At 32.0% G+C, this 12,201-nt stretch carries 12 protein-coding genes and 2 pseudogenes; 3 read left to right on the top strand and 11 right to left on the bottom strand.

Features of this window, described 5'->3' with window-relative positions:
* Positions 1 to 30: 30 nt before the first annotated feature.
* From LCY76_RS23275 to LCY76_RS23265, 3 genes are read right to left on the bottom strand one after another with little or no spacing between them, the layout of a single operon-like run.
* Positions 31 to 636, bottom strand: a complete 606-nt coding sequence (locus LCY76_RS23275; protein ID WP_248254877.1) for a restriction endonuclease subunit S domain-containing protein — start codon at positions 634 to 636, stop codon at positions 31 to 33.
* Positions 626 to 2,698, bottom strand: a complete 2,073-nt coding sequence (locus LCY76_RS23270; protein ID WP_248254876.1) for an HsdM family class I SAM-dependent methyltransferase — start codon at positions 2,696 to 2,698, stop codon at positions 626 to 628. Before LCY76_RS23270 ends, LCY76_RS23275 begins: the two co-directional genes overlap by 11 nt.
* A gap of 45 nt (positions 2,699 to 2,743) precedes the next feature.
* A complete protein-coding gene (locus tag LCY76_RS23265) occupies positions 2,744 to 3,370 on the bottom strand; it encodes a recombinase family protein (protein ID WP_248254875.1) in 627 nt (208 codons plus the stop codon).
* Between the two features lie 823 nt (positions 3,371 to 4,193).
* Here LCY76_RS23265 and LCY76_RS24220 point away from each other — a divergent pair.
* Positions 4,194 to 4,313: pseudogene (locus tag LCY76_RS24220) on the top strand (hypothetical protein); the annotation flags it as partial.
* 263 nt (positions 4,314 to 4,576) lie between these two features.
* On the opposite strand, the gene LCY76_RS23260 reads toward LCY76_RS24220, so the two are convergent.
* The 5 genes and pseudogenes from LCY76_RS23260 to LCY76_RS24235 all read right to left on the bottom strand — a co-directional run.
* Positions 4,577 to 5,605, bottom strand: coding sequence for a YaaC family protein (locus LCY76_RS23260; RefSeq protein ID WP_248254874.1), 1,029 nt, complete (start codon positions 5,603 to 5,605; stop codon positions 4,577 to 4,579).
* Between the two features lie 236 nt (positions 5,606 to 5,841).
* A complete protein-coding gene (locus LCY76_RS23255) occupies positions 5,842 to 6,123 on the bottom strand; it encodes a hypothetical protein (protein WP_248254873.1) in 282 nt (93 codons plus the stop codon).
* Between the two features lie 65 nt (positions 6,124 to 6,188).
* The gene (locus LCY76_RS23250; RefSeq protein WP_248254872.1) at positions 6,189 to 6,482 is read right to left on the bottom strand and encodes a hypothetical protein; all 294 of its coding nucleotides are present in this window, start codon (positions 6,480 to 6,482) and stop codon (positions 6,189 to 6,191) included.
* 324 nt (positions 6,483 to 6,806) lie between these two features.
* Positions 6,807 to 7,928: a tyrosine-type recombinase/integrase gene (locus LCY76_RS23245; RefSeq protein ID WP_248254871.1), complete on the bottom strand. Its 1,122-nt coding sequence runs from the start codon at positions 7,926 to 7,928 to the stop codon at positions 6,807 to 6,809.
* Positions 7,929 to 8,165: 237 nt separating this feature from the next.
* A pseudogene (locus LCY76_RS24235) lies at positions 8,166 to 8,524 on the bottom strand (Tn3 family transposase); the annotation flags it as partial.
* Positions 8,525 to 8,760: 236 nt separating this feature from the next.
* On the opposite strand from LCY76_RS24235, the gene LCY76_RS23235 reads away from it, so the two are divergent.
* Positions 8,761 to 9,321, top strand: coding sequence for a GNAT family N-acetyltransferase (locus tag LCY76_RS23235; RefSeq protein WP_248254870.1), 561 nt, complete (start codon positions 8,761 to 8,763; stop codon positions 9,319 to 9,321).
* Positions 9,322 to 9,481: 160 nt separating this feature from the next.
* On the opposite strand, the gene LCY76_RS23230 is transcribed toward LCY76_RS23235, so the two are convergent.
* Positions 9,482 to 9,706 carry a LexA family protein gene (locus LCY76_RS23230; RefSeq protein ID WP_248254869.1) on the bottom strand — a complete coding sequence of 75 codons (225 nt, stop codon included), beginning with the start codon at positions 9,704 to 9,706 and terminating at the stop codon, positions 9,482 to 9,484.
* Between the two features lie 331 nt (positions 9,707 to 10,037).
* Here LCY76_RS23230 and LCY76_RS23225 point away from each other — a divergent pair, with 331 nt between their 5' ends.
* Positions 10,038 to 10,274, top strand: coding sequence for a hypothetical protein (locus LCY76_RS23225; RefSeq protein WP_248254868.1), 237 nt, complete (start codon positions 10,038 to 10,040; stop codon positions 10,272 to 10,274).
* 365 nt (positions 10,275 to 10,639) lie between these two features.
* Here LCY76_RS23225 and LCY76_RS23220 read toward each other — a convergent pair whose 3' ends face one another.
* Entirely contained in the window at positions 10,640 to 10,810 is a 171-nt protein-coding gene (locus tag LCY76_RS23220) for a DUF2187 family protein (protein ID WP_248254867.1), read from the bottom strand.
* A 379-nt stretch (positions 10,811 to 11,189) separates the two neighbouring features.
* Complete coding sequence (locus tag LCY76_RS23215) at positions 11,190 to 12,149, bottom strand: sulfite exporter TauE/SafE family protein (RefSeq protein WP_248254866.1); 960 nt, start codon at positions 12,147 to 12,149, stop codon at positions 11,190 to 11,192.
* Positions 12,150 to 12,201 lie beyond the last annotated feature (52 nt).

The following is a 12,201-nucleotide window of genomic DNA, read 5'->3' as shown; positions in this document are numbered from 1 at the left end:
CGTTTCGACTTATATAATCAATAATCGAATTTAATTCAATTTTTCATCATGTGATTTAAATTCAATAAATCTTTCTGAGAAGGAATCCACTTTGTTTATTAATAATTCTAATTTCTTGTCTTCGACATTTAATTTCTTATGCCCATTAATTATTAACTGTTGGTAACTGACATCTGGGATATCAATCTTTTCGTTCATAAACCTTTCTATACTAAATGTACCGTTATCTGAATTAGAGGCATTGTCATATGCTAACTTTTGTTGGGCATAGTAAAACCATTCTAATAAAATATTATATTTAGCATCTGCTCTTTTATAAATAACGTATGCCACTTCAGTTAGAGTATATTTACCTGGTTTTAAAAAAGTAAATGTTCCAGCTTTTCCTTTCCTTGCAATAAGAATACCCTCTTTATCTTTAAATTTAGGTATTTTTTTATTGTTAATTTTAGCATCAGGCATATACCCCAGTTGATTTTCCTTTTTTATAGCTGAAGATAACACTTTATATTTTTCTTTTTTGTTAAAAATATCTATCTCCTTATAAATAACATCGTTGTACAAACCATTTAAACCTGACATGTATTCAAAAATGTCTTTAATGGGGACATCATAAGCCTGAAACTTAACCTTCATCATTCTCAACGCCCAACTTATTCTTTATATCATCCACTGTTAATTTTGAGATATCTTTTAAAATCCCCTCAATTGTCTCTATTTCTCTATCTAATTCTTTTAAAGTAATATATTTGGGTTCATAAGGCCTTAAATAAAATTCAGGTAACAAATTATAATAATTTTCTTCATTTATATTAGAGACCATAACAAATCCAGATTTTCTCTTTGTTATTGTCTCTCCTTTTTCGTTAATAAATTCAGTTCCCCCTGAAGATGAATCATCATACTTAAGCCATCTTTCTTCTAAAATGCTGACTTTTTCATTACCATGATTATCTATATATCCTTTAATCTCGTTATGCAACCATTTGTTATCAGCATCTTTTAAATTTGTTTCAAATCGTTTATCTGAATTTGCATACCCATCATTATCAATGATATACATCCAAATATCTTCTGTTTGGAGAGGGGATTCTTCCTGACTTCTCTTCTCAATGAATAAAGCATAAGTTTTCTCTTTGGTATATGGAGCGAATGCGTGTTTAGGTAATGAAATAACCGCATTGATTGTGCATAAACTCATTATTTCTTTCCTAAATGCCATAATAGAAGGATTCTCAAAGAAACCATCAGGCACTATTACACATGCTTTACCACCAATTTTTAAAGATTTAACTATTTTGGCCAAGAACGCCAATTCATATCTATTTGTAGTTATAGATGATGTCTCCGCCTTTGTACTTCCATTTCCATACGGAGGATTCATAAGTACATAATCCCAACTGTTCCCAGTTAACTCTTCTCTTAAAGTATCCTTCCTAATAATATGCGTGTGTCCATCTCCAACTAAAAACATATTTAATTTAGTTCTCGATACATTCTCCTCTTTTACATCATAACCGTAAATACATTGCGACTTTAAAAACTCTTCAACTCTGGGTTCTAATTTACCTGTCATAGGATTTTTGTATTTACTTTGTAATATTTTAAAAGCCTCGGTTAGAAAACCACCTGTTCCACATGCAAAATCCCCGATAATAAAGGGTCTTTGCGCATTAAAATATTTTTCATCTTTTAATAATAACTTTGTTAACACATGAGTGTAATTTCGTCTTGTAAAAAATTCACCAAAATCTCCTTTTTCCTTATTGGATGCAAATTTTTCATAAACTGAGCCGAATAAATCAAAACCACATCCATGCAATCTTCCCATTCCTTCAATAATGGTATAAATTTCTATTATTTGTTCTTGAGTTATGCCATCAAGGGCATTTAATTTCTCTCTAACTATATTCATTAAGCTTTTAAATTCACCAAAATCGGTTTCATTTTGTAATCTTTGTATGTAACCGCCTAATGCCGTTGTAAAAGTATCTGGTTTTTGTATGTAAGATTGAATATCCGACCAGTAGTCCTTAGTCTTATTTTTCTTGTTCTCCATTTCAACTTTTTCTTCATAAAATTTAAGTGCTATAAAACCAATAGTAAAATCAATTTTTTCAGTAATATTTTTAAAATTTATATCTCTATATATTCCAGCAAGTTCCCATAGTTTATTATTGAACGATGCCTCAGAAATCGCTTGTTGGGTATCTACATTAGTTTGAATATTGTTTAAATCGGGGTTTTCATCCAATTTTTTTCTAATTAAACGAAGTACATCCATATTTTGAAAGTCTGCGATTGGGATGCCATTTAAAGAGATTCTCTCACCGTTTTGTGTATTATAAAAATGAGTAACTAAAAAATTGGTTACAATAAAAAAGGGAATATCTAAAGCTTCTTTCTGTGCTTTTAGTAAACCTTGATTGTAAGCGTCCTTCCAATCTCTACTATCAACAGCACAATCATGTTTTGCTTCTGCATAGGCAATAAGATTTTGAATAAATTCATCATTATTTTGTAATTCTAAATCGTATTCAACCTCAGATATTAAAATATCAGGCCTTTTTATACCTGTATATTTTTCAAATGAGATATCATTAACAATTTGCTTAAACGGAAACCCTAATTCATCGACAAGTAGTTCTTTAATGAATCTACTAACATTAAGTGGCTCTTGTTTTTTTCTTTTTACCATTTATATCACCTTCACTATTGAAAATAGTAATTTAAAATTCTTCTTTTACTTGTGGAGCTTATATTGTTTTATAATTTTATAAAAGGTATTTTTTTTTAGACTTAACATTTTCATAAAATCTACTGATTTTATTTCCTTTTTTATCCATTTAGGATAATTGTTTTTTAATGTTTTCAATTGCTCTTTGTTTAAAGTGGTTAAATTTGATTTTGGCCTACCTAGATGCTTTCCTTTTGCTTTTGCAATAGCTATCCCTTCAGCTTGTCGTTGGAGAAAATTCTCCCGTTCTCGTTCACTCACGAAAGCTAAAACCTGCAAGACTAAATCACTCACAAAGGTTCCTAATCTATCTTTGTGTTGCGTTGTATCTAACAAGGGCATATCTAAAACCTTTATATCCGCTCTAATAACTTGTGTAATCTCTTCCCACTCTTTCTTTATCTCTCTTGAGTTTCTTCCAAAACGGTCAATGGATTTTACATAAAGTAAATCACCTTCACGCAAACAATGTTTTAATTTTTGGTATTGACTTCTATAAAAGTCTTTTCCACTTTCCTTATCAATAAAAATGTCCCTATCTTTTACACCCATTTCCTGAATTTCTTTTAGTTGCCTAGCTTCATTTTGGTCTTTACTAGATACTCTTATATAACCAAATATTTTTTGGCTCATCTCTTAAGACGCTCCTTTTAGTTATCTATAATAATTATAACTAAACGGTTTATAAATGTATATAATCATTTGTAAACGTTTATATACTTTGTTAGCATATTTTACAAACGTTTCTACATTTATTTAACTACTAACCTTAAAGGTATACCTTTATAATCTTTAAAATTTGTAATGATATGTTAAAAGAATTAGTGAATAATCACCCATCTATTTCTTGAAGGTTTTTAGAGTTCACACGAGGAATCCTGTCTATTGACTTGTTTTTGCTACTTTCACATGTGATAGATAATTAACATGATTGTGGGGATAAGAGACTAAATCTTCAGATAAAATAAAGAACAACAAAAAAGATGCCTGCTTTAAAGGCATCTTTCAAATTATTTTCTCAGTACCGCTATATTTAATTCTAACTCTTTTGGAGCTTTTAATTTGAGTTAAAGTAGAACTCTATAACACTCCATAACTTGATAATACGTTAATAAACTAATTAAGGAAGGAGGATTTCTTATCGTAATGGACAGACAAAATTTTTATAACATGAGAAAAAAATTCATAGAATATTTACCTAATTTATGCCAAAACTGTGATAGGTATAAATAAAGAGTTACGAATATTACTGTTCTTTGTAGCGAGTGCCAAGCTCTTGTTCACCATAATGATAAAAGATTAGCAACATCACATCTTTCACAAAAGATCAGAAAGATAAAAGCTACAGCAGGAAATTGGTCAGCAGGGAAGGTCCCTTATGGTTATAGGGTTGAAAACGGAGAGTTAATCATTGAAAAATTTGAGATAATATGTATTTGAAAGTAGGTATTTAAAAGGTTATAGCTATAATAAAATTCAAAAAGGTATGTTGGAGAATAATTTAAAATCAAGAAACGGAAAAACAAAACTGAGTAATTCGAGAATATGTTGGATATTAAATAACCCACTTTATTAAGGTGAGTATTATTTTGAAGGTGAATTTATAGGAATGTTAGAGGATAGTAAGTTTATTTTGTCTAAAGAACTTATAGCAAAAATTAAAGAAGTAAACCAAAAATGCCATAGAAGTAATCTATAGATTTTTTGGTTTTTGTCAAACTTAGAAAACCTTTTACTTTTTTTGATTCTCTTACCTTTTTTATATCCAAAAATAAAAATCGAATTTTAACCACTAGAAATAATAAATTGAACAAAAAAAGTTAAACCAAACAGGTATTCCTAAAAATCACTAGAAGAAAATTTTATTTTTTCCTCAAAAAGGATATTTAACATCATATTAGGATATATTCTCTCTAAAGTATCACAAATTTTTCCTAAAAACCAATTTATTGATATAGTCTTATCATCCAATAGTTTATAAATATGCTCTGGCTTATATCTTACTATACTTGATAATAAATACATTATCCCATAACATGCTAATGCTCCATTAATTTTAGTAGAATTATTACAATTAAAGTAATACCTTTTATCGTCATAAACACTAAAGGAAAAATATTTTTCAAGAATCTCAGTTGCCTGTTTATGAAAAATATTATATTCTTCACCTTGTTTATTTAATTTGTTATAAAATATAATATTTTGCTCATCCTCTTCCAATGAAAATTCTTTAATAAAAGTTTCTTCTAGATTTGTTTTTGTAATTTCATTAACACTTAATACTTCTTTATTAAAAGTAAGTTTTAATACTCCATTTGAATATCCATCCACCTTCGGACAAATAAAATTATGGTTTTTATTGAAATACTCAGAAAAAACAGCAGAAAGTTCAACTATGTTGTTAAACAAATCTTCCAAAGTAAAAATAGTTTTTATTGCTGGTTGAGTACCAATTAGTTCTCCCAATTGATAGAAAACTCCATTATTAACTTCAGCAGAAAAAAGTAAAAAGTCCTCACTTTTTTCAATCTTTTTTTCGATTTTTTCTTTGCATAATCCATGATAATTAGTAGGTTTTTTATTACTCTTTAAAAATAATATAGCTTTGGTAAGATTTAAAAAAGAATAATATAAAAGTAGTGGTCTAGTCTTTAATGATGATACCTTACTGGCTCTAAAATATTCATAAGCTTGAGTAATTGAAGTTGAAACATATGTATAACTGTCCATATCTTTCTCCTCCCAACGTTGGGAAAGAAAGTTAATATCACTATTTTTCAAAATCATATCCCAAATATCTCTCAATGGATTATCAGATTGGATTTTACTATAATTCTCATACATTCCTATATAGGACAAACCTAACATTTTTGCAACACCTCTGTTTTTTTATTTTTAATTTTATTTTATACAAAAACTTTAAATTTATATGTATGGGGAAAAACAGAAACACTTATTATATTAATAAATTTTAAAAGGTATGAAAAACGAGGTAAATTAATATAACTGTGAAACTATGTAATTATATTAGATATTCGTTCTTTTTTTTAGTGGAATTTATATTAATTTACACCAAATATCATACTTTTTAGAAATTATTACTTTTATGTTGCTTCCATACCAGATGCAGTATAATCAATATGAGTTGACACATCGTATACTTTTCTTTTTGGGAAATTGTAATTTGGTATCGTTAACCAATCACTTGATTCTTTTATCCAATATGTACTTGAATTCGTACGATCTAAGCAAAAATCTTCAGGGATACTGCCAATAATGTTAAATCCTTTTAATTGCTTCAAATATTTATCCCTTGTTGATAAAAGGATTCCACTATATTTTGTAATACCTTCTAGCAAAATACTTACAAAAGTATCCGTCCCCATTCGTGCCTTTAACAAGGAATATATGTAAAATGCTACAACGCCCAAATTAGAATTTGTCATGCACTTCATGAATACATAGAAACCCACTTGGTGTGTGTATAGTGTTTGCCCTCGTCATAGAAAGTACCATTGTAATCCTCTTCGCAGCCCTCTTCACTGAGTGGGTTTCTAAACCCTGTTGCTAGCAATGGTTCTTTAATTTGTCTCCGTTTTGTCGTTTGACCATTTAAAATATTTTGTTTTGATATATCGCCTAACTCAAAAAAGTACATAAAATCTGGAAACCCATGTCCTTCTTTCTTATTAGTCGACCAATTAATAGATGCTTCTGTATACGATAGTGTTGCAATTAAACCCAAAGGGTCAAGTACGCCGCCCTTTTAAAGGATATAATCATATTCTTTACTTGTTTCGGAAACAACTAATTATTTACGTGACTAGTTCTCACTTTAGGTGAAAAATGTATTAACCATTGCTCATTCACCACTGATGTGAACGAGCAGTTATTACATCATTCCGCCCATGTCAGGCATGCCAGCGCCGCCAGCATTTTATTCAGGCTTATCTGCGATGACAGCTTCTGTTGTTAAGAACCGGTGGTCGGGGTCGAACCGAATCCTTAAGGACATTTAAAGAGTCGTGTCTAGTTGCTGTAATGTTAAACTTAAACTTATTTTTAATTGTTAGTTATTAAATATTGTTACCTTCTCTAGATGTACTTCCATGTTGTCTTGGTTGATCCGTTCTAAATACAAATTAGTCGTGGAGATATCAGAATGACCAGCCCAATCTTTTACCACTACAAGTGGCACATCATTCTCCAACATGACCGTCACGAAAGTATGCCGAAACCAGTGAGGACTAATGGCTGTATTTTGAGCTGCTAATTTAACTGCAGACTTTACAATTTTATATAATGCTGGGTAGGTCAAACGCTTCTTCTCGAAACGATTTTCTTCCTTATAATATAGCGAATAAAATAAAGGACTGGTATCCTGCATATTAAGATCCGTTGATTCATGTAATAGTTCCCGATAGCTAAACAACAAATCCTTGGTTTCCTTCTTTATCGGAATAGTCCTTGGTTTATTCCCTTTTCCAATCACATCAACCAATAAGTTTCCTCTGCGGTTCTTCCTAAAACTCCCCCAGTTTAAACTAAGTAATTCACTGGCACGTAATCCTGTTGTATATAAGAAATAGCCTATAAGTAAATTCCGAGTCTGCAAGTACATTCGGTACGTATCCGTCTTCACGATTTTCGGAAAATAAGAGATTAATAACTCTGCATCTTCCTGGGTCAACTCCCTTAATTGAAAGCGGGTTTGTGGCTGATCTTGACGAGTTTCTTCTATTATATAGTGGCCCTTTTTCGCAGGTGGTTTCACAACCCATGTTGAAAGCAGCACCTTATAAAATTGCGTCTCATACCCAAACTCCAAAAGCCGGCGAAAGAAGTCCAGTTTTCGAATAGCGGTCTTGTTCGCATAGTTTGTTTTTATGTAGTTGTTGTACGTCTTAACTTCCGGAAAGCCGAGATCGCGAAAAGACAGCCTATGTTCAAGCATAAACGTGAGGAGCGTTTTAGCATCCGATCGATAGGCTTTTATTGTATGTGGAGAAAAGCTCCTTCCCTCTTTAAAGATCTTTAAAGCAAAGAACCATTCCAGAAAATCCTCTTCCCTGCTTTGACCAAGATTTAAGTTCCGGTTCTCATCGAGAAGGTTTTTCTCCTGAAGTGATTCTTTTAGATTAGTTAAATACTTTTTGTTTGTAACGTTCGTAATAGAGGTTACTAAATCCATTCGAATTCCTCTTTTCCACTTCTTTGTCTACTAAGTATATCATTTGTTAATAAATGTATCGATAGTAAAGATAATCTCTAATTATCTTTACCCTTAGAATTTTTATCATATGTATGTCATTTCGTGGGTTGCATTTACAAAGGTAGTTATTCATAAATCATTACTTAATTTTAACTCAGCGCGTTTCTCAAGCACACGGTATCTCTGTTTTCAGTCGAATTTACTCAAACAATATTATTAACTACCTATTATATCTGATTGACTTCCTTCTATTGGAATTCGTTCCATCATATCTAATTAAAAAAATGTCATAAGGATTTACATGGCAATAGATAAGCGGACTTAACACCCTCAAATCTTCAGATGTCATCATATCCAGCCATTTTTTTTTCGATAAAACGGATTGAATCATGAGTTTGTTAATATACACGAGACAGTTTTGCAATAGATGGAGGGACCGCAATCTACTGATCTTCTAATCTATTTGTTGAAATTTCTCTCCGAATATCTTCCGAGCCCAAATAATCCCATCAGAAAATGGTTTTAATGACTTTTCCCAGCTCAGAAAGGGCTTGGTAGGTAGGGTCGTATTTGTTACAGCAATTGAATAACAAATACTACTTTAAAAAAAGTAGTAAAGTAAAAAGCTCTAGTTACTCTATTCCGCAATCGGGCCATATAAACGGTATAAATTCTTGTGAAAATTACAAATATTTGAAATAATTGTTATTAAGTTAAAGGAGAACGATTGCAGAAAAAGGTGATACGACTTTCCCTTATTTAAGAATTGTGGAATAGTTAAAAAAACCGATTAATTATATTCCGAAAGGGTGTGTGTAATATATTATCAACTAATGTTTTTACTTATAAATCTAAGGATGGAAAAACAGTAATAATTAGAGAAGCTAAAGAACAGGATGCAGAAAGAATGCTAAATTCTGCTTCAAAAGCTTTAATAAACGCTCCATACATGCTAAGTACGGTTGAGGATGTAAAAAAGATGAGTGTTGATGCTATTCAAAAAACGTTAAAAGCTTATCATGAAAATCCAAATTATGTACAGTTTATTGCTGAAGTTGACGATAAGTTAGTCGGTGCAATAGATTTTAAGAACGGAAACAAAGAAAAAATTAGACATCAAGGGTCTTTTGCGATGACCATACTACCTGAATATCGAAATTATGGTATTGGAAGAGCTCTTCTAGAAACGTTAATCAATTGGGCTAAAAATAACAGTAAAATTGAAAAAGTTTGTCTTGAGGTAATGGAAGATAATTTAGGTGCAATCCAGTTATATAAAAATCTAGGCTTTTTTGTAGAGGGTAGAAAAGCAAAGGGTGTAAAATTGGGTGACGGCTATCAAGATTTAATATTAATGGCTCTATTCGTTTGAAATTGAGCATTTCCCCTTTTTAAAACGAATTTGATTAATGATCGTCCTCAAACCACATTTTAATAGAAGGAAAACGGTATAAAATCAAGTTTTTAGTGAATTAATTAATCGGAACAATCTACCATAAGCAAACAAAATCGACACAAATAAACCCGTCTGTTTAGGCGGGTTCTTTTACTATTATCTTTAAGCTTCTTGGCCTACCCTCTTCCCAAGTAACAAGACCTTTTTTCTTTAACCTCTCCAGATAACCTGCTACCGTAATGGAAGAAGTTGATCCGACTATATCACCGATTTCCCGGACTGTCGGTGAATAATGATGTTTTGCTACAAATAACTTAATGGCTTCCAAGATGATCTGCTGCCTTGGTGTTAACTTATGCAATGATCTCTCTCCTTTGATGTAATGCTTTTTTATAATTTACAGACAGAATGTTTTCTGTCTTAAAGATTCTTGTTGTCTTTCTAAGGTGACAGTACGCCTTGAAGGAAGACTTGCCAACTTCATAAATAGAAATAGTTCGTTGAGTAATGGATCCTTTATTAGAAATATACATAATTTCAACTGCTTGTTTAGTTTCCTGGCACTTTTTTAGAAAGCCTTCCATCATTAACACCTTCCTTTTCCTATTACAATTATAACGAACATTTGTTTGCATTTCCACTATTTCAGGAACAAACATTCGTATATAATGAACTTGAAGGAGGGATGATAAATGATTGTAAGTGATACCTCTGTTAAAGAAATTATTTGTGAGGTAACGGCCGAGAGCTCTGATTTATTGATTGAACACATACATTTTGGAACTCCTCATCTACTTATAGGTATGATTCATTTCTTTGATCTAGAAAAGGATGAGATTAGGATCGTTGATTACATACAAAACGAATGTTACGTAATAAAACTCATTGATCTTATCGAGATTGGAGTTATTTCGAAGATAAAAAAATAGGTCGGTGTTATTTTTGTCCTCGCTGTTTGGAAATGGTGTTGAGATAGATGTGGTCTACCGTGGGTTAGGACTACGGATACGAAGTTAAATATCCCTTCAAAGACAATTAATAAATGCTGTTTTCATAGCTCAAAGTAAAAGCACCTAAAGATTAGGTGCTCTCTTCAATCAATTTAGCGATGAATGATCCAGGGGCTTTATTTCTTTTCGAGTAGTTTGAGATTGTTATCAATGACTTCATTAACATATTCTAAATCAAGATATTTTGAAAATGATTCGGCAAAATGTTACTGACTCCTTTTATTATCCATACAAAAGTGTGGATTTCCCTTTTATTATTCAAAAAAGGCACCCACATTGGATGTTTACTTCTTATGTATTTTGTAATCGGTGTGACGAATAACTTGTTTTTCCTTCTCTGGATCAATTTCATTGAATTCCTTAAAGTCAATTACCGCTGTGTTAGTATAGGTAGCTACTACTCTGCCTGTTAACCCATTGTATTCTACCAGATCACCTTGATTTGCTACTACCATGATGTATTCTCCTTTAATGTAGTTTAAATAATATTTACCCACAACAAAGATAGCAAAAACTTATCCTGGTGGTCTAAAAAGTTTTTCCATATTTTCTAAACCTCTTTGCAATTACGGTACGTGAAATTATATGAAAAAATGAGTAGCTACTGTCGGGTATAACAACCAAAATAATGATGTTTTAAAGACTATAGATGGTGAGTAGTTAATGAAATAGTTATTGATAACCACATTGAAACAACTGATGGAAAAGGTCGAGTCACCCCACTTTATCGAATACAGAAGGTATTAAAATAAAAATATAAACAAAAAACAAACACACACTTGTTTACAAATGTGTGTGTTTGCTTTTAAAATCATTTTTTTCACTATTAATGAATCAGTACCACCCGAACCATTCACCCCAGCGACCTACCCCAAAAGGAACAGCAAAGCCCCAATAAAAAATAAAGTAGGCCCCTCCTAAAAAAAGAGCGGTTGTACTAATTAACTCCGCATGATGAGGTTTATCGTTTGACCATCGAGCTAAACGCTTTCCAAACAACGATAAGATAATTAGGAATAAAATCACCATAATCGTTATTTGCCCAATGCCCTGAATACTCATGACAAAGGCTCCATATAGTGGATTACGTGTTGATGCAGCATAGGCCAAGAAATCACGAAATACACCAAATGGGCGACCAACGGTAAATAACCCTACTTGTATACCCATTAGGCCAGCTTTGGTTAATGGATTACCGAATAAGCCCCTGACATGTAAAGGGATTCTCAAGATCAGCCGATTTAAGAATCCAAAAGAAATGGCACCCCACACGACCATAAAAAGACCGAGAAGAGTAAAGGTTACGGTTGCCTGAGAAAGACGGGTTTCTCGTCCATTGTAAGCTTGAACTGTATCAGATCCCATGGATCCCGTGTAAAAACCATAAGCTGCGGTAACCACTAGCACACCTAAACTAAAAATACCCAGTGCTTTGAGTGCTGTTTTTCGAGTAGAGGTACGATCTGTGGAGCAAGCGAGGGAAGGAAGCATGGAGAACGTTACACAGTTACAAGCAGTAAACGTTGCAGCAAGTCCCGCTGCAAAGGCAAACAACACACCAAATCCAAACCCTCTTTCCCTAAAAGATCCAGCCACTTGATTTGTATCACCTACCATGTTTTTGGCTACAATATCACGTCCAAAACCGTCAACAAAGTTGTAATTCCAGAACCCAGCTATTAATATACCCACTGCCATTGCAAGTATGGTCCAAATAATTCGGCGACGTAAAGTGTACAGTGACTGAATTGTTAAATATATGTGATTTGAAACTTTTTCAGTTTTAAAACTCAATTCTTTTTCCTCCACTCAATAATAATTACAACAATAAATTCTTGCTAAATGA

Origin of the sequence: Fictibacillus marinisediminis (assembly GCF_023149135.1) — a bacterium.
GTDB lineage: Bacteria > Bacillota > Bacilli > Bacillales > Fictibacillaceae > Fictibacillus_C > Fictibacillus_C marinisediminis.
This window is presented reverse-complemented; position numbering and strand designations above follow the sequence as displayed.

What these genes read in the sequence shown, in the direction of transcription:
- LCY76_RS23245 (WP_248254871.1), bottom strand. Translation starts at nt 7,928, where the DNA reads ATGGATTTAGTAACCTCTATTACGAACGTTACAAACAAAAAGTATTTA.
- LCY76_RS23225 (WP_248254868.1), top strand. Translation starts at nt 10,038, where the DNA reads ATGATTGTAAGTGATACCTCTGTTAAAGAAATTATTTGTGAGGTAACG.
- LCY76_RS23270 (WP_248254876.1), bottom strand. Translation starts at nt 2,698, where the DNA reads ATGGTAAAAAGAAAAAAACAAGAGCCACTTAATGTTAGTAGATTCATT.
- LCY76_RS23260 (WP_248254874.1), bottom strand. Translation starts at nt 5,605, where the DNA reads ATGTTAGGTTTGTCCTATATAGGAATGTATGAGAATTATAGTAAAATC.
- LCY76_RS23220 (WP_248254867.1), bottom strand. Translation starts at nt 10,810, where the DNA reads ATGGTAGTAGCAAATCAAGGTGATCTGGTAGAATACAATGGGTTAACA.
- LCY76_RS23255 (WP_248254873.1), bottom strand. Translation starts at nt 6,123, where the DNA reads ATGGGGACGGATACTTTTGTAAGTATTTTGCTAGAAGGTATTACAAAA.
- LCY76_RS23265 (WP_248254875.1), bottom strand. Translation starts at nt 3,370, where the DNA reads ATGAGCCAAAAAATATTTGGTTATATAAGAGTATCTAGTAAAGACCAA.
- LCY76_RS23275 (WP_248254877.1), bottom strand. Translation starts at nt 636, where the DNA reads ATGAAGGTTAAGTTTCAGGCTTATGATGTCCCCATTAAAGACATTTTT.